Annotated in this window: 13 protein-coding genes; 9 read left to right on the top strand and 4 right to left on the bottom strand. The window is 69.7% G+C overall.

The features are described 5' to 3' along the window. Genes bcsZ through bcsR form a run of 8 tightly spaced genes read left to right on the top strand, consistent with a single transcriptional unit; the run spans position 1 to position 12291 of the window. The gene (gene bcsZ / locus CTP10_RS19190) at positions 1–1209 is read left to right on the top strand and encodes a cellulose synthase complex periplasmic endoglucanase BcsZ (RefSeq protein WP_116318714.1); all 1209 of its coding nucleotides are present in this window, start codon (positions 1–3) and stop codon (positions 1207–1209) included. Beyond that, positions 1194–5045 carry a cellulose synthase subunit BcsC-related outer membrane protein gene (locus tag CTP10_RS19185; RefSeq protein ID WP_116318715.1) on the top strand — a complete coding sequence of 1284 codons (3852 nt, stop codon included), beginning with the start codon at positions 1194–1196 and terminating at the stop codon, positions 5043–5045. The genes bcsZ and CTP10_RS19185 overlap by 16 nt, the downstream gene beginning before the upstream one ends. A gap of 44 nt (positions 5046–5089) precedes the next feature. Continuing rightward, positions 5090–6829, top strand: coding sequence for a cellulose biosynthesis protein BcsE (gene bcsE / locus CTP10_RS19180; RefSeq protein WP_116318716.1), 1740 nt, complete (start codon positions 5090–5092; stop codon positions 6827–6829). A 21-nt stretch (positions 6830–6850) separates the two neighbouring features. After that, positions 6851–7054, top strand: a complete 204-nt coding sequence (locus CTP10_RS19175) for a hypothetical protein (RefSeq protein ID WP_116318717.1) — start codon at positions 6851–6853, stop codon at positions 7052–7054. Continuing rightward, the gene (gene bcsQ / locus CTP10_RS19170) at positions 7051–7863 is read left to right on the top strand and encodes a cellulose biosynthesis protein BcsQ (RefSeq protein ID WP_116318718.1); all 813 of its coding nucleotides are present in this window, start codon (positions 7051–7053) and stop codon (positions 7861–7863) included. The genes CTP10_RS19175 and bcsQ overlap by 4 nt, the downstream gene beginning before the upstream one ends. Further along, entirely contained in the window at positions 7860–10454 is a 2595-nt protein-coding gene (gene bcsA / locus CTP10_RS19165) for a UDP-forming cellulose synthase catalytic subunit (protein ID WP_233528074.1), read from the top strand. The genes bcsQ and bcsA overlap by 4 nt, the downstream gene beginning before the upstream one ends. Before the next feature lie 53 nt (positions 10455–10507). Then, positions 10508–12097, top strand: coding sequence for a cellulose biosynthesis protein BcsG (gene bcsG / locus CTP10_RS19160; RefSeq protein WP_116318720.1), 1590 nt, complete (start codon positions 10508–10510; stop codon positions 12095–12097). Next, the gene (gene bcsR, locus CTP10_RS19155) at positions 12094–12291 is read left to right on the top strand and encodes a BcsR/BcsP family cellulose biosynthesis protein (RefSeq protein ID WP_116318721.1); all 198 of its coding nucleotides are present in this window, start codon (positions 12094–12096) and stop codon (positions 12289–12291) included. The genes bcsG and bcsR overlap by 4 nt, the downstream gene beginning before the upstream one ends. Positions 12292–12499: 208 nt before the next feature. On the opposite strand, the gene CTP10_RS19150 is transcribed toward bcsR, so the two are convergent. Beyond that, entirely contained in the window at positions 12500–14044 is a 1545-nt protein-coding gene (locus CTP10_RS19150) for an acetolactate synthase large subunit (protein WP_116318943.1), read from the bottom strand. A 206-nt stretch (positions 14045–14250) separates the two neighbouring features. Here CTP10_RS19150 and CTP10_RS19145 point away from each other — a divergent pair, with 206 nt between their 5' ends. Further along, positions 14251–14748 carry an acyl-CoA thioesterase gene (locus tag CTP10_RS19145; RefSeq protein WP_116318722.1) on the top strand — a complete coding sequence of 166 codons (498 nt, stop codon included), beginning with the start codon at positions 14251–14253 and terminating at the stop codon, positions 14746–14748. Between the two features lie 100 nt (positions 14749–14848). On the opposite strand, the gene CTP10_RS19140 is transcribed toward CTP10_RS19145, so the two are convergent. From CTP10_RS19140 to CTP10_RS19130, 3 genes are all read right to left on the bottom strand, one after another. After that, positions 14849–16267, bottom strand: a complete 1419-nt coding sequence (locus CTP10_RS19140; RefSeq protein ID WP_116318723.1) for a sensor histidine kinase — start codon at positions 16265–16267, stop codon at positions 14849–14851. Between the two features lie 269 nt (positions 16268–16536). Further along, the gene (locus CTP10_RS19135) at positions 16537–16740 is read right to left on the bottom strand and encodes a CsbD family protein (protein WP_116318724.1); all 204 of its coding nucleotides are present in this window, start codon (positions 16738–16740) and stop codon (positions 16537–16539) included. 140 nt (positions 16741–16880) lie between these two features. Beyond that, on the bottom strand, positions 16881–17462 hold the full coding sequence (locus CTP10_RS19130; protein WP_116318725.1) for a hypothetical protein: 582 nt from the start codon (positions 17460–17462) through the stop codon (positions 16881–16883). Positions 17463–17609 lie beyond the last annotated feature (147 nt).

Here is a 17609-nt window from a genome sequence, read left to right as displayed (position 1 = left end):
ATGCGGCGCACGCTGACAGGCCTGTGCCGATGGCTGGCAGCCGGCGCGCTGGCCTGTGCCTCCCTGGCGGCGGTAGCGGCCGCGCCCGCGCCTGCCTGCAAGTGGGCCGACTGGGATGCCTTCCGCCAGCACCTGCTGAGCGCCGACGGGCGCGTGATCGACCGCAGCTCGGACCGGCAGGCCACCGTTTCCGAAGGCCAGGCCTACGGCCTGTTCTTTGCGCTGGTGGCCAACGACCGCGCGAGCTTCGACAAGCTGCTGGCCTGGACCGAGAACAACCTCGCGCAGGGCGACCTGGTCTCGCACCTGCCCGCATGGATCTGGGGCAGGCTCACGCCCGCGCAGGCGGCCAGCGCCGGCCACGCAGGCAACCCAGGCAGCGGCTGGGGCGTGATCGACAGCAATCCGGCATCCGATGCAGACCTGTGGATCGCCTATGCGCTGCTGGAAGCGGGCCGGCTGTGGCAGGAGCGCCGCTTCACCGCGCTCGGCACCTTGCTGGCACGACGCATCCTGCGCGAGGAAACCGCGGTGCTGCCCGGCCTGGGCCGCACCGTGCTGCCGGGACCGCAGGGCTTCAGGCTGGGCGACAAGCGCTGGCGCCTGAACCCCAGCTACGTGCCGCTGCAGGTGATGCGCCGGCTGGCCGCCGCGCTGCCGGAAGAACCGGCGTGGCAGCAGCTGGTGGGCACTTCGGCGCGGCTGATGCTGGACACGGCGCCGCGCGGTTTCTCGCCCGACTGGGTCGAATACGAGGCCGATCGCGGCTTCCTGCCCGACGCCGCCACCCACGCCGAAAGCGCCTACAACGCGATCCGTGTCTACCTGTGGGCCGGCATGCTGCCCGCCGACGAGCCCCAGCGCGCCGCGCTGCTGCGCACCTTCACGCCGCTGGCCGACTATGTCGCGGCCAGGGGCTATCCGCCCGAGCGCATCGACACGCAGACCGGCCAGCCGGGTCCCAACGCGGGCAACGGCGGCTTCAGCGCCGCGGTGGCACCGTACCTGGCCGCGCTCGGCCGCGCCGACCAGGCCGCCGCGCAGGCGCGCCGCACGCGCGAGCTGGCGCAGCGCGAGCCTGGCGGACAGGCCGGCTATTACACCCAGGTGCTGACGCTGTTCGGGCTCGGCTACCTCGACGGCCAGTACCGCTTCGCCCGGGACGGTGCGCTGCTGCCTGCATGGAAGACCGGATGCCCCGCGCGCTGAACCCGATCCTGCTGCCGGCACTGTTCGGCGCCGCCGCCGTGGCGCCGATGGCAGCCGCGCCGGCGCTGGCCCAGCCGGCGCAGCAGGCCGCCAAACCTTCGCCCGAACTGGCGCAGCTGCTGTCCGCGGCGCGCATGTGGGAAGCCAAGAACCGCACCGACGTGGCCCGCGGCATCCTCGACAAGGCGCTGCTGATCGATCCCAGCCAGCCAGACGCGCTGATGCTGATGGGCCTGATCGAGCTGCGCTCCAACCGCCCGCTCGAAGCCGAGAAGATCCTGCGCCGGCTGCGCCAGGCCAACCCCGGCCACCCCGCCACGCTCGAGCTTGAAGACGCCTGGCGCATCGCCACGCGCGACAAGGCCGAGATGGCGCGCATCCGGCTGCTGGCGCGCGCCGGCAAGTCCGACGAAGCGATCGCCCGGCTGCATAAGCTGTTCCCGCGCGGCGCCCCGCGCGGCGAACTGGCGATCGACTACTACCGCATCCTGGCCGGCACGCCCGCCGGGCGCACCGCCACCATCGCCGAGCTGCGCACGCGCGTGCGCCAGAACCCGGACGACCTGCGCCTGCAGATGGCGCTGGCCAGCCTGCTGACCGACCGCGAGGCGACGCGCCAGGAAGGGCTCGGCATCCTGCAGCGCATTGCCCGGCGGCCGGACGGCGACCGCAAGGGCGCGCTGGAGATGTGGCGGCGCACGCTCTACAACGTCAGCGACGATCCCGCGTACTACAAGTGGTACGAGGCCTACCTGCAGGAAGTGCCGGACGACGACGCCGCGCGCCAGACCCTGGCCGAGCTCGGCAAGCGCACCACCGCACGCCAGCGCGAGCAGGCCAGCCCGGCATACCAGGCGCGGCGCGAAGGCGAGAAGCAGCTGGCGCGCGGCAATGTGCGCGAGGCCGAGATCGCGCTGGAAATCGCCAACCGGAAGCGCCGCAACGAAGGCGAGACGCTCGGCAACCTGGGGCTGGTGCGCCTGCGTCAGGGCCGCCACGACGAAGCGCGCGAGCTGTTCACGCGCGCCGCCGAGCTCGATACCGGCAACCGAAGTAAATGGCGCAGCCTGCAGGGCACCGCCACGTTCTGGGGCACGCTGGCGCGTGCGCGCGAGGCCAACGCGCAGGGCAAGCCGGCGCAGGCCGAGGCCCTGGCGCGCCAGGCGCTGCAGCAGCAGCCGGACAACGCCAATGCCCGCGCCATCCTCGCGGACGCGCTGATCGCGCAGGACCAGCCGGCCGAGGCCGAACGCCTGCTGCGCGCCAACCTGGCCGGCCCCGAGCCGGACATCGGCAGCCTGCGCACGCTGGTCAAGCTGCTCAACGAAAGCGGGCGCGGCGACGAGACCGGGCCGCTGATCGCCAGCACCGCCAGCCGCCTCAAGGGCTCGGCCGAAGAACTGCGCAGCCTGCGCGCCGAGCTGCTCGCGCTGCAGGGCGAACAGCTGCTGGCGCAGCGCAAGCAGAGCCCGGCGCTGGCGCGCCTAGAAGAATCGATCCGGCTGGCGCCGCAGGATCCCTGGACGCGCTTCACGCTGGCGCGCGCCTACCGCGACCTGGGCCTGCCCGCGCTGGGCCGGCGCGTGATGGACGAAGGCGTGGCCGCCGCCGGCAATGCCGAGATGCGCTACGCCGCGGCGCTGTACCTGAATTCGGTCGACGACATCGACGCCGCCAGTGCGCTGCTGGCTGGCGTGCCGGACGCCGGGCGCTCCGAAGGCATGCGCCGCCTGTCCGGCAACCTGGCGGCGCAGCGCCTGCTGCGCGAGGCGCGCCAGCTGTCCGCGCAGGGCCGCGAAGACGAGGCCATGGCCAGGCTGCGCGCCGCCGCGGCCGAGGTGCCCGACGATCCGCAGATGCTGGCCTCGGTCGGGCGCGAATGGATCGCGCTGGGCCAGCCCGACACCGGCCTGAAACTGGTCACGGACTGGCTCGACGCCCATCCGGACGACCCCGCCATCGACGTGCGCATCCGCTATGGCGAACTGCTGGCCGCGGCCGGGCGCGACGATGCACTGCGCGCGTGGATCGCCGACGTGCGCGCGCGTCCCGGCCTGAACGCCGCGCAGCGCGCCGATCTCGACGACCAATCTTTGCGGCTGGCGGTGCGCGAGAGCGACCGCCTGATTGCCGAGGGCGATTTCGCCGGGGCGCAGCGCACGCTGATGGCCGTGCCCGAAGCGCAGCAGCGCGAGCGGCGCTGGCTGCTGGCGCTGGCCGACTTGCGCGAGGCCGAGGGCGACTATGCCGGCGCCGCCGACGCCGCGCGGCAGGTGCTCGCGACCAACCCCAGGGACGCCGGCGCGCGGCTGATGGTGGCCAACATGCTGGAGCGCCAGGGCGACGAGAAGCAGGCGCTGGAGATCGTGCGCGCGGTGCTGGCGGACACGCCCGAGGACGACATCGATACGCGCCTGTCGATCGCGCGCCGCTTCACCGCGATGCGGCGCGAGGACGAGGCGCTGGCGGTGGTCGGGCCGCTGCGCCAGCGCTATCCCGAGCGCGCCGACATCACGGTGCAGGCCGGGCGCATCGCGCAGTCGCGCGGCAACTTCGACGAGGCCGCGGCGCTGTACCGCGAGGCGCGCGTGCTGGAGCAGCGCGAGGGCGTCAGCCCAGGCCCCGAGGGCCCCGCAAGCACCGCGGCCGGCCGCGCGCTGGCCTCGCTCGAGGCCCGGCGCGAAGGCCAGGTGGCCTCGGCGGTGCTGTTCTCGCACAAGACCGGCGATCCCGGCATCTCGCGCCTGCTGGCCACCGAGATCCCGCTGTACGTGCGCATTCCGCACGGCTACACCGGCCACACTTTCTTCCATGCCGACACGGTGCTGCTCAATGCGGGCACGCTGCCCGCCGACAACCTGTCCGCCTCGCGCGACTTCGGGCGCATCCGCGCGCTCGGCAATACCGGCCTCAGCCCCATCGGCCAGAACGACCGCGGCGTGGCGCTGGCCGCCGGCTACGAGTTCAACGGCGCCTACAACAGCTGGCGTGCCGACATCGGCACCACGCCGCTGGGGTTCCTGCGGCAGAACATCGTCGGCGGACTGCGCTGGCGCGGCGAAATGGGGCTGGCATCGACCACCATCGACGTGTCGCGGCGCGCCGTCACCAGCAGCCTGGTGTCGTACGCCGGCGCCACCGACCCCGCCCATGTCGACCCGGCCACCGGGGTGGTCACGCCCGCGGCCACCTGGGGCGGCGTGGTGCGCAACGGCGTGCATGTGCGCTATGCGCGCGATGTGGGGCGCTTCGGCCTGTTCGCCGATCTCGGCTACGGCATCTACACTGGTCACAATGTCCTGACCAACCGCGAGTTCACCGTGCGCACCGGCTTCGACGTGCCCGTCTTCGTGCGGCGCGACCAGCGCCTCACCAGCGGCCTGGTGCTGAACTACTGGCGCTACAGCGAGAACGAGCGCTACTACAGCTTCGGCCACGGCGGCTACTACAGTCCGCAGCGCTACCTGTCGTTCGGCATCCCGCTCGACTGGACCGGGCGGCGCGACAAGCTGTCGTGGCGCGTGCGCGGTTCGGTGGGGCTGTCGAGCACGTATGAGAAGTCGATGCCGTACTACCCGACCGATTCCCGGCTGCAGGAACTCTCCGGCAATGCCACCTATGGCGGCGGGTCCGGCGGCGGTTTCAGCTATACCATCGGCGCGGCGGTCGAGTACCGCTTCGCACCGCACTGGGTCGCCGGCGCGGTGTTCGAGATCGACCGCTCGCGCGACTACGCGCCGAACCGCGCGCAGGCGTACGTGCGCTATTTCTTCGACAAGCAGCAGGGGCCCGTGCCCTACCCGCCCACGCCGGTGCGGCCTTATTCGACTTACTAAGCGACTTGCCAAGCCACATAGCAAGCCACATACCGAGCCACACCATGAACGACGCCAGCCGCCCAACCGCCCCGCCGCCGCCGAGCTTGCGCAAGAAGCCGCGCGCCTGGCTGCAGGCGCGCCCGGCGCTGGCCATCGATGCGCTGCCGCCCGCGCTGGCGGCGCTCGAGCCCACCGCCGTGCACGTGGTCTATGCCGACGCCACGCCCGCCTGCGACGCGCTGTTCTGGCAAAGTGCGGCACGGCTGCTGCGCGCACGCACCACGGTGCTGTCGCCGCGCGAGCCGGCCGGGATCGCCGACATGCTGCGCGCGCACGGGCTCGACATCGAACGCTCGCGCACGCTGCATCCGCGCGCCAACGTCTGCACGCTGCGCGGCGTGCCCGACCGCTCCGGCATCGCCGTGCTGACCGAAGCGCTGCAGGCCGTGGTGGACCAGTGCGGCGCACAGGGCAGCCAGTTCCTGGTGGAAGGCGCGCAGGGATATTTCCGCTGGGAAGACCCGGTCGCGCTGGCCGATGACGGCGAGCTGCTGGCACGATGGTGCAGAAGCAACAGCTGCGGCGTGCTGCTGGTGATGGAGCCGCCCGGCGGCACGGCGGCGCTGCAGCTGGTGTCACTGGCGGGGTTCCACCGGCATTTCGCCGGCGTGGCGCGGCTGGCGCAGCAGCACGGGCAGTTTGTCTGGGAGGTCGGCTTCTGGCGCCACAAGGATGCGATCCTGCCGCCGGAGGTGGTGCCGCTGCGCTTCTCGCCGGTCGACCGCGGCCTGGTGGCCGGTACCGGCGCCGACGACGCCATCGCGCCCGGCGAGGCACCCACGTTGCTGGCCCCCGACGAGGACCGCGTCATCGTCAGCCGCGAAGCGGTGCTGCGCGAGCGCTGGATCCCCGCGCACTGGCAGGTGGTCGACGACAATGCCACCGCGGTGGCTGCCGCTGGCGGTGCGGTCGCGGCCACCGTGGTGCTGCATTACGGCCAGATCGCCGAACTCGAGACCCTTGCCGGCCAGGTACACCAGCTGCGCCACGACGGCGGCAAGGCGCTCAAGATCGTGGTGCGCGAGGACCACGAGATCCTGCGCCAGCGCTACGAGCTGCTGATGATGACGCTGGGCGCCAGCCTGGTGATCCACCGCAACACGCCCTTCGCGCGCGTGCAGACCATGATCGAGGCGATCCAGGGCCAGGTGTTCTCGCGCCCGATCCTGCCCGACTACAAGAGCGCGCTGTCCGCGGTGGTGGCCACCGCCGCCACGGGCTACGTGCCGCCCGCCGACTTTATCTCGCTGGTGCGCACCACGCTCGAACGCAGCAGCGTGATCCGGCTGCCGCATGTGCTGCTGGAGCTGCCGCTGCTGCCCGAAGCGGCCCACGTCGATGCGCTGCGCGCGTGCCAGATGCACGATGCCGGCGACCTCTGCACCGCAGGCAGCAATGCGGTCTACGCCTTCTTCTTCGCCTGCCGCATGGAGAACGTCGAGACCGCGTGCCGCCATGTGTTCGTGCGGCCGATGTCCGAGCTGTTCGGCGGCGAGCTGCGCTGCGGCGATCCCGAATCGATCCTGGGCTCGCTCAAGCGGCTTGAATCCGATATCGCACAGCGCCCGGTGCAGGACTACAGCGGCTGGCTGGCCAGCCAGCCCGGGCTGTCGCCGGTGACGGCGCCGGCGGAACTGCCGCCGCAGGACGCGCCGATCCCGTTGCCCGCAACCTCGCGCGCGCGCCGTGGCCGGCGCGCGCAGCCGCAGGCGTTTGCCATCCCGCTGAAGCCGCAACGCTAGGCACGATCGACAGGAAACACCATGGACTTGTTTCTCGGCTATTTCATCTGGGGACTCATCCTCGCAGTGCCGGTGGCCTGGGTCGTCTGGCACTTCCGGCTGCTGCGGCTGCTGCCGCGCTGGCGCCTGCCGCGCGCGCGCCGCGCGGTGCGGCTGCCGCCCCAGCTGCAGCCGGTGGTGATCCGCGGCCGGCGCTGGCGCGAAGTGACCGGAGAGCGCGAATGAAGACCGTGGCCATCGTCTCGACCGTCGGCGGCGCGGGCCGCACCACCGTCACCGCCGAGCTGGCCACGCTGCTGGCCTGGCACGGCCATCCTGCGCTGGCCGTCGAATGCGACCCGCGCGGGCTGCTTGGCTTCCATTTCGGCCTGCGCGCGCCGGCCGGGGCCGGGTTATGCAACAGCGCGAACTGGAGCGATGCGGGGCAGCGCAGCGACGACGGCGTGCTGTTCGTGCCGTGGGGCGATCCGGGCAGCGCCATGGAGCAAGGCCGCATGGCCGAGCGCCTGGAACGCGATCCGCACTGGCTGCGCGGCCTGCTGGCCCAGGTAGACCTGCCGGCCAACGCGCTGGCGCTGGTCGACAGCGCGCCGTGGCCGTCGCCGTATGCGCGCCAGGCCATCGCCGCGGCGGATCTCGTGCTGGTGCTGGTGCCGCCGCAGCCGCAGACCTGCGCCACGCTGCCGCCGCTGCGCGCGGCGCTGCGCGAGACCGGCGCCGCTGTCGCCTGCGCAGTCACGCGGCTGCAGCCGGCGCGCCAGCTCCATACCGATATCTCGGTGCTGCTGCGCGCCACGCTGGACGGCGACCTGCTGCCATACGAAGTGCATGAGGACGCCGCCGTGCCCGAAGCCTTTGCCCGCGGCGAGAGCTTTTGCCGCAGCACGCCCTACTCGCAGGCGGCGCATGACCTGCAGGGGCTGGCCTCGTGGGTATCGGGCTGGAGCCTGCTGGCCGTGCGCGGCAAGGCCGGCCCCGACAGCGTGCGCGATATGGGCGCGCGCCCGATGGCCACCGAGGCCGACCGGACATGATGCGCGCACTGCTGCCCCTGCCGCTGCGCCGCCGCGTGGCCGACTGGTTCCTGGCGCTGCGCCGCGCGCTCGCGCGCGAGCTGGGCGTGGCCGCCGAGGCCCCGGTCAGCCTGTGGCTGCTGCGGGTGTTCTTCCGCACCCCGCCGCGCGGGCGCCCTGACGTGGCGCTGCTCGGCGCCAACTGGGTGCGGCGGCGCCTGCGCCAGCGCCTGGACATCCCGCGCCACCAGTACGGCCCGAGTATCTGGCTGCGCCGCGCGCTGCTGCGGCCGCCACGCGCGCTGGTGCCGCTCGCCGCCGACGTGCACCACCGCCGCAAGCCGCAGGCGCCGCCCGAGCCCAGCGCGCTGCGGCGCTGGTTCCGCGGCTGGCTCGAACCGGTCTATTTCCGCGCCAAGCGGCTGCGACGCAGGATCCTGGCACGGCTGCCGCGCATCGACTGGAAACGCGTGGGACTGCGGCTCGAGTCGCTGTCGCCCACGTTGTCCGGCGTGCCGTGGCTGATGCCGGCGCTGCTGTCGCTGGCCGCCGCCGCGGGCATCCTGCTGTGTACCACGCCGCTGCCGCTGCAAGACCAGTTCCTGCTGGCCGTGCTGATCATCCTGGGACTGCTGGTGTTGCGCCGCATCCCCGGGCGCGCCGCCACGCTGACCATGGCGGCCCTGTCGGTGCTGATGGCCGGGCGCTATATCTGGTGGCGGATCACGAGCACGCTGCAGTTCGAGAATGCGCCGGAGGCGGTGTTCGGCTACCTGCTGTTCGCGGCCGAGGTCTATACCTGGATCGTGCTGTTCCTGGGCTACGTGCAGACCATCTGGCCGCTCAACCGCCAGCCGGCGCCGCTGCCGCCCGATTCCGCCACCTGGCCCACCGTCGACGTCCTGATCCCCACCTACAACGAACCGTTGCGGGTGCTGCAGCCGACCGTCTACGCCGCGCTGGGCCTGGACTGGCCGCCCGAGAAGCTGCGCATCTACATCCTCGACGACGGTGCCCGCGACGAGGTGCGCGACTTCGCTCGCGATGCCGGCGTGGGCTACCTGGCGCGCACCGAGCACGCGCACGCCAAGGCCGGCAATATCAATTCGGCGCTGCGGCACACGCAGGGCGAGTTCGTCGCGATCTTCGATTGCGACCACATGCCGGTGCGTTCCTTCCTGCAGATGACGATGGGCGAGTTCATCGCCGACCCCAAATGCGCGATGGTGCAGACCCCGCACCATTTCTTCTCGCCGGACCCGTTCGAGCGCAATTTCGATACCTTCCGCCGCGTGCCCAATGAAGGCAGCCTGTTCTACGGGCTGATCCAGGACGGCAACGACTTCTGGAACGCCACCTTCTTCTGCGGCTCATGCGCGGTGATCAAGCGCGCGCCGCTGGAAGAAGTCGGCGGCATCGCGGTGGAGACCGTGACCGAGGATGCCCACACCGCGCTGAAGCTGCATCGCCGCGGGTATAACAGCGCCTATATCCGCATCGTGCAGGCCGCCGGGCTCGCCACCGAGAACCTGGCCGGCCATATCGGCCAGCGCATCCGCTGGGCGCGCGGCATGGCGCAGATCTTCCGCATCGACAATCCCATGTTCGGCAAGGGGCTGCACCTGTTCCAGCGCCTGTGCTACACCAACGCGATGCTGCATTTCTTCTACGGCGTGCCGCGGCTGATCTTCCTGACCATGCCGATCGCGTACCTGTATTTCGGGCTGCATGTGATCCACACCTCGGCGGTGCTGATCATGGCCTACGTGCTGCCCTACCTGTTCGTCGCCAATGTCACCAACTCGCGCCTGCAGGGACGCTACCGGCATTCGTTCTGGGCCGAGGTCTATGAATCGGTGCTGGCCTGGTACATCGTGCTGCCGACCACGATGGCGTTCATCAACCCGAAGCTGGGCAAGTTCAACGTCACGGCCAAGGGCGGGCAGATCAAGGAAGAATATCTGGACTGGACCATTTCCAAGCCTTACCTGGTCTTGCTGGCGCTGAACGTGATCGCCCTGCTGCTGGGGTTCGGGCGCATCCTGTTCGATCCGGCCTTCGAGGCTTCAGCCATCATCATGAACCTGGGCTGGGCGGTGGCCAACCTGGTGATGCTGGGCGCGGCCATCGGCGTGGCACGCGAGGCGCGGCAGGTGCGCGTGTCGCACCGCATCCCGATGCGCGTGCCGGCGACGCTGCTGCTGCCCGACGGCCGCACGCTCGCCTGCAAGACCGACAACTACTCGCTCGGCGGCCTGGGCCTGGCGCTGCCGGTGGAGGCCAGGGTCGAGCCCGGCACGCACGTGGGCATATGCCTGTCGCGCGGCACCCGCAGCTATCATTTCCCGGCGGTGGTCACGCGCAATGTCGAGCGGCAGATGGGCGTGCGCTTCGACGACATGGACGCGCGCACCGAGCAGCAACTGATCCAGTGCACCTTCGGCCGGGCCGACGCCTGGATCCACTGGGTCGACGAACAACCGGTCGACGTGCCGCTGCGCGGCCTCAAGGAAGTGATCGAGATGGGCTACCAGGGGCTGCTGCGGCTGGTCGATGCGTTCCGCGGCGCCACCATGGCATTGGCCGAGCGCGTGCGCCCGCGCCGGCTCTGACCTCAAACACAACGGCAACACAACGGAAACGCGGCAACGCCACGCTTCGGACAATGGGTATCTGGAACCTCTACTTCATCGCCAAGCTGTACCTGTTCTATATCGGGCGGCTGCATCCGCAATGGCTGCTGAACCTGCTGTTCGCGCTGCTGCTGGTAGTGCGCATCCGCCATCCGGCGCTGTCGGCGCTGCGGCACGTGCTGGCGGTGGTGGCGGGCGCCGCGCTGATGTACCGCGAATCGGACCTGCCACCGTTCTCGCGGGTGGTCTCGCAGTTCGCCAACCTGCATGCATTTACGCCGGCGTACATGCTCGAACTGGCGCAGCGCGTCATCACGCGCGAGATGCTGCTGGTCGCGCTGGCGGCGCTGGTGATCTTCTGGCTCGTGAACCGCTGGGTACGGGTGACCACGCTGGTGCTGGGCGCGCTGGTGGCGGTGCCGCTGTGGCAGGCGCTGTATGACGCGGGCGGCCAGGGAGGCGCCCGCGCCGGCACCGCGACCGCGGCACTGACCACGGGCGCGGCGCTGGGCACTGGCGGCGCCGAGGTCTCCGCAAGCGGCCCGGACGCCCGGCTGGCCGCGTTCCGCAACCAGGAAGCGCAGCGGCAGGTGAATTTCACGCGGCTGGCGGCCACGGCCAACACGTCCGATACACAGTACGACGTGATCGTGCTGCATATCTGCTCGCTGTCGTGGGACGATCTCGACACGGCGCGCGCACGCGACAACCCGCTGCTGCAGCGCTTCGACTTCCTCTTTACCAACTTCAGCTCGGCGGCCAGCTACAGTGGCCCGGCGGCGATCCGCGTACTGCGCGCGGCCTGCGGCCAGCCCGAGCACAAGGGGCTGTACGACCCGGCGCCGGGCCAGTGCCACCTGTTCCAGGCGCTGGCGCAGGCGGGTTTCTCTACCCGCATGCTGCTTAACCACGACGGCCACTTCGACAACTTCCTCAAGGAAGTGCAGAAGGAGATCGGCGTCGACGGCGTCGCGCCGACCCCCAATACCGGCCTGCCGGTGGCGATGCGCTCGTTCGACAGCTCGCCCATCGTGGGCGACTTCGACGTGCTGCAGCGCTGGTTCCGCGATCGCCAGCAGGCCGGCGGCGGCCCGCAGGCGCTGTACTACAACACCGTGACGCTGCACGACGGCAATCGCATGTCCGACAACCGGCTGTCCAGCCTGGAGTCCTATCCGCTGCGGCTGTCGCGGCTGCTGGGCGACATCGACAAGGTCATCGAGATGGTGGCGCAGTCGGGCCGGCGCGCGGTGATCGTGTTCGTGCCCGAGCACGGCGCGGCCCTGCGCGGCGACGCCAACCAGATCGCCGGCATGCGCGAGATCCCGACCCCGCGCATCATCAACGTGCCGGTGGGCGTCAAGCTGGTGGGACTGCCCAAGCCCAACAACAGCACTGTCACCATCGATGCGCCGACCAGCTACCTGGGCCTGTCGCAACTGCTGTCCAACCTGATTGCCGACAACCCGTTCACCGCGCAGGCGCCGGCCCTGGCCAGCTATGCCAGCGACCTGCCGCAGACGCAGATGGTCGGCGAGAACGAAGCCACCGTGACCATGCGCGAAGGCAACGGCTATGTCGTGCGCACGCCGGACGGGGTCTGGATCGAGGGCAAGCCATGAAGCCGGCCAACGCACGCGGGCTGCCGCTGGCACGCAGCGACATCGACGTCCTCGGCAACGAGGTCGACGGTTTTGACCCACGCCGCTATTTCGACCATCAGGAACTGCGCGCCGCACAGGCGGCTGCGCGGCGCTGGCCGCTGCTGGCAAGCCTGCTGGGCTATGAAGCGCCAGCGCCGCAGCGCGAGAGCTAGCGAGTGCCGCCAGGATCATGCTTCGTTGCGGTATCCGGGCGGGCCAGGTTGCAGGCGTTCGCCCGACAGCGCTGACTTTCCCGGGCGCCCCCTGCACCGTCGAGACCGAAGGCCCGCGGCCGTTGCCGTTGCCGTTCCCGGCACCGGACCGGTCGCGGGTGGACTATGTCGGGCCGACCCGTCAGCAGGTAGCGGCAATACCGCCTGGTCAGATCACCAGCTCGATCAGGAATGGGCCCTTCCGTCCGTTTGCCGTCCGGAACAAGTCGGCGAATGTCTCCATATCCTTCGCCCGCGCCCCTTCCACGCCCATGCCGTTGGCCAGCTTGACCCAGTCCAGGTCCGGATTGCCGATGTCCAGCATGTCCAGCGCGGTCTTGCCCGGATTCGCCCCAACCCCAGCCAGTTCGCCCAGCAGGATTGCGTACTTGCGGTTGGCGAGCAGCACCACGGTGACGTCGAGCCGTTCGCGCGCCATGGTCCACAGCGACTGCAGCGTGTACATGGCCGAGCCATCGGCCTGCAGCGACACCACGCGCCGGTCCGGCGCCGCGACCGCCGCGCCGACTGCCAGCGGCAGGCCGTCGCCGATGGCACCGCCGGTCAGCTGCAGCCAGTCATGCGGGGGCGCGTGGACCGTGCCGGGATAGAAGGCGCGGCCGAAGCTGACGCTTTCCTCGACCACGATGGCCTGCTCGGGCAGCAACGCGCTGAGGGTGCGTGCTACGGCTTCGGAAGTGACCGCGCCGCGCGCGGGCTCGGCCGGCGCCGGCGCAACCGTTGCCGGCAGCGGTGCATTGCGGGCGCCAACTTCGTCCGCCAGCCGGGCCAGGGCTTCGGCCAGATCTTCTTCGGGCCGTGCCAGCACATGCAGCACCGCATCTTCCGGATAGGGGCGCGCCGACTTGCCCGGGTAGGCGAAGAAGGTCACCGGTGCCGGCGCGCCGACCAGGATCACATGGCGGATGCCGGCCAGCTTGTCGCGCGCGGCGTCGCCGGAATACGGCACGCGCTCGACTGCCAGGCGGCCGCGGCCCCGCGCTACGCGTGCGTTGGACATCGGCGTGATCAGCCGCGCGCCGGTGGCGGCGGCGATGCGGTGGGCATCGGCCAGCGGCGCTTCGCGCAGCGCGCTGCCCGCCAGCACGATCAGCACCGGCTGGCCTGAGCGCAGCACGCGCGCGGCCTGTTGCACGGCGTCGGGCGCGACCCGGGGCACCGGCAGCGGCTGCAGCGCGCCGGCGACCACGCCACCCGCGTCCCAGCAGACGTCCGACGGCAGGATCAGGCTGGCGACGCCGCCCGGGGCGGCGCGTGCGGCCTGCACCGCGGCCGCGGCATCGGCGCCGACCGACTCGGCATGCGTGGCGGTACGCGTCCATACCGAAACAGGGCGGGCCCAGCCCTCGGTATCGGCGGTCAGCGGCGCATCCAGCGGCCGGTGGTAGGTGGCCTGGTCGCCGATGATATTGACCACCGGCGTCTGTGCGCGCTTTGCGTTGTGGAGGTTGGCCAGGCCGTTGGCCAGGCCCGGGCCGCAATGCAGCAGCGTGGCGGCGGGCTTGTCTGCCATGCGCGCATAGCCGTCGGCGGCGCCGGTGACCACGCCTTCGAAGAGGCCCAGCACGCAGCGCATGCCCGGAATCCGGTCGAGCGCCGCGACGAAATGCATCTCGCTGGTGCCGGGGTTGGCAAAACAGGTGTCCACGCCGTTGGCCAGCAGGGTCTTGACCAGGCTTTCGGCGCCGTTCATCGCTTGGGTGTTGTCCATGTCTCGGTGTGCAGGTTAGCGGGTTGTCATCGGCGACTATATCAGCGTACGTCCCACGCCACACCGCAGCCCCACGGCGTGCCACATCATGCACATCAGCCCACCGCATCCGGCCAGAATGCCAGCATGCCCCGACCTCCCCGGGGCAGGCGTGGCTGCCGCCTGCAGCCCTTTCAAGGAGTCAACTCATGTTGATGCGAGACGTGATCCCCCAAGTCCTGAACCACGCGACGGCCATGCCGGAGCCAGGCTCGCTCGATGCGGGCGGACACAAGACGTTCCACCATGCAATCGACATCTACCTCAAGGATTCCAATGCCTTCATGAATACTTACTTCGCCCGCTATTTCGAATGGCAGGGTATCTGCCGCGAGCGGTGGTTCCATGAATGCATCCACGACAACCTGCTGGCCGCGGGCGGCGTCTTCGTGACCAAGCGCGCGCACCAGGAGTATGTCGAGGAAACCTTCCCGTTCCAGCGCGTGGACTGCTACCTGAACACCTTCCAGGTGCGCCAGTGCTCGGCCTACCTGCTGTTCCGCTTCTGCGTCGGCGGCAAGCCGGTGTCGCTGGGGTACCAGCAGATCGTGTTTGCCGACCGGCAGAAGCGCATCACGCGCTTCCCGGCGGGCATCATCGAACGGGTGAAGGAATATGAGCTGGCGATGCCCAGGTTCGCCAGCTGAAGCCGCGGCGGCGCGGCATGCGTCAGCGCCCGCCTGACATCCGATGACATCCGCTGACATGCAGCAAACAATGCAGTAGGACACGTACCGCCGGCGTGGTTCAGCCGGCGGTGCTGGTGCGCAGCTGGCTGTCGGCCATGGCGGTGAAACGCGGCAGCCGCAGCGTGAAGGTGGTGTGCACCGTGGGCAGCGATTCGCACTCGATGCGGCCGCCGAAGGTCTCGATCACGCGCCGGCAAAACGCCAGCCCGAGGCCGGCGCCCAGGCCATGCGCCTTGGTCGAGAAAAACGGCTCGAAGATGCGCGGCAGCACGTCGGCCGCGATGCCGGGGCCGGAGTCGCGGAAGCGGATCACGTGGTACTGCCCTTCGGTCGCACCGGTGATGTCGATGTGCCCGCCGCCGGTGGCGCGGATCGCGTGCAGCGCATTCTTGATCAGGTTGAACAGCACATAGACCAGCAGCGTGTCGGAACCGACAAACCGCCAGCCGGCGTCGATGCCGCGCACTTGCACGCAGCCACGTTCGTCGCCCTGGAACGGGTAGCGCTCCAGCGCGGCGTGGACGCAGTCGGCGATGCCGTGCGGCGCGAAGGTGCTGCGGTCCAGCCGCTCGAGCGTGACCGAGGCCAGCGCCATGTCGATTACGGTACTGGTGCCGTCGACCTCGCGCGTGATCGCGCCAACCAGGCTCGACACGCGCTCGAGCTGCCCGGGACGCATGCGGTCTTCGCACAGTCCCTGCTCGACCGCCAGCTGGTAGCCCTGCAGCACCTGTGGCCAGGTACGCGCCAGTTCCTGCGCCTGCATGCGGATGGTCGCCAGCGGCGTGCGCACTTCATGCGCGACCGTGGCCGCCAGCGAATACGGATGCATCAGGTCGTAGCGCACCACGCTGACGGCGAGGATGCCCAGGCTCGCCGCCACGAACACCACGCCCGGCGGGTAGAAGGCCACGCCGTAGTTGACCAGGTAGTCGACCGCCGCCAGCGAGTACAGCGCCACCGCGACCAGGCACAGGTTGTAGCGCTTGCGGCGTTCGGCGGCAGCGTTGCGGCGGGCCTCGGCCAGGATCCAGGCACTGCGCAGCGCGACCAGCGCGGTCTGCGCCAGGTGCAGCGGATGCAGCGGCCCGGCCTTGGGATAGTCGCCGAAGAAATACGTGTAGTAACCCGATATCACCTGCCCGGTAGTCAGAAGCAGCACCGCCAGCACCAGGCTGAGCGCATAGGACGCCAGCAGCAGCGGCCGCTCCTGGCGGCGCTCGGTCACTTCGGCGATGAAGTGGTAGAACGTCGTCGGCAGGAACAGGATGAACAGGTAACCCAAACGGGCCAGCAGCAGCGCCACGTCGGGATGCGTCGCCTGGAACAGGAAGACCCAGGTGCCCTGCCAGGCAAAGGTGGTCACGCACAGCAGGAAGAACGATGCCGATACGCGCGTGACGCCCTTGGTCACCAGCACATAGAGGCCGTAACCGAGGAAGATGGACGAGACGAAGGCAGGCAGGGCAGCGTACATGCGCAGAGCGGGTACAGGCCGGACAAGCCAGGCGGGAGCGCAGCAACCGGCGGCGCCAACCATGGCGTTGCTGCGCGACGCGACATGTTATGCCGTCCGCGCGTGATGCGTGCATCATTTCCTTGCATACAGAGCTAACGCCCACTTAATGCAGTACAGATCACCCCACGTATTGGGGGTATCAAGTGAAGCCCGAAAAAAAACGGCGGGGCGCCTGATAGCGCCCCGCCGTCTGCTGCAGCCGGTATGGCGACTGCCTCCCGGCGGGCTTACCAGCGGGAGTCGTTCTCCCACGCCTTCATTTCTTCCTCGGTGCGCTCCTTGGTATAGCCATAGCGCTCCTGGATGCGGCCGGCGAGCTGGTCGCGCTTGCCGTTGATCTGCGCGATGTCATCGTCGGTGAGCTTGCCCCACTTTTCCTTGACCTTGCCCTTGGCTTGTTCCCACTTGCCTTCGATCTGGTCCCAGTTCATGTTGTGCTCCTTCATGCGGGGCGGAAGGACCGAGGGTCCTTCCGCCATTGCTTCGATGAGTGGTCTGCCAGCCGTTCGCAGCGCGAGTCGGCTTGCGAGGGCTTACCGGGCGACTTGCTTGCCCGACTTGCTTGCCCGACTTACTTGCCGTACTTGGCCTTCACGTCAGCCTGGCACTTGTCCTTGGTATCGCCGGACAGCGCGTCGCAACGTTCCTTGTCGGCCTTGTAAGCGGCGTCCATGGTGTCCTTCTTGGCATCAGCGCGGGCTTCCGCCACATCGGTGCGCGAGCCGGTCGCCGCGGCCTTGTCGACCTTGGCTGCGGTCAGGGCTTTTTCATGAGATGCCTTGGCGTCCTTCTTGCAAACGTCCTTGTCGTTGCCCTTCTTGTCGTCGCACATTTCCTTGGCAACGTCGTAGTCGCGGTCAGCCTTGGTCTTCTCGGCCTTGGCCAACGACTTTTGCGTGCCGTCGCGCTTGGCTTCGGCCTGGGCCTTGACCACGTCACGGTCGCGCTTGGCTTCGGCCTTGCAGACGTCCTTGGCGTTGTCCTTCATGCCATCGCACTTGGCAGTGGCAGCCTTGTAGTCCGCGTCTGCCTGCTTGACAGCCGCGTCATAGTCGGCCTTGGATCCAGCCGGCGCCGTCTGCGCGAGGGCGAAACCTGCCGGGGCGGCAACCATCATCGAACATACTGCTGCGGTCAGCCATTTCTTCATCATGTCGGGCTCCTTTCCGGTTGTTTGCGTAAGGGTACGCATGAGAGGCCGGCGGCTATGCTGCTGGCCACGCCGTAAGTACAGAGTAGGAGCCGGGGGGTCCCGGAAGCAGGCGTGGGGTTCCGAAAGGTACGTCAGACGATTCCGACA

The sequence above is a fragment of the Cupriavidus sp. P-10 genome, assembly GCF_003402535.2.
Taxonomy (GTDB): domain Bacteria; phylum Pseudomonadota; class Gammaproteobacteria; order Burkholderiales; family Burkholderiaceae; genus Cupriavidus.
The sequence above is the reverse complement of the archived record's forward strand: the minus strand, read 5'-3'. Positions and strand labels throughout refer to the sequence as shown.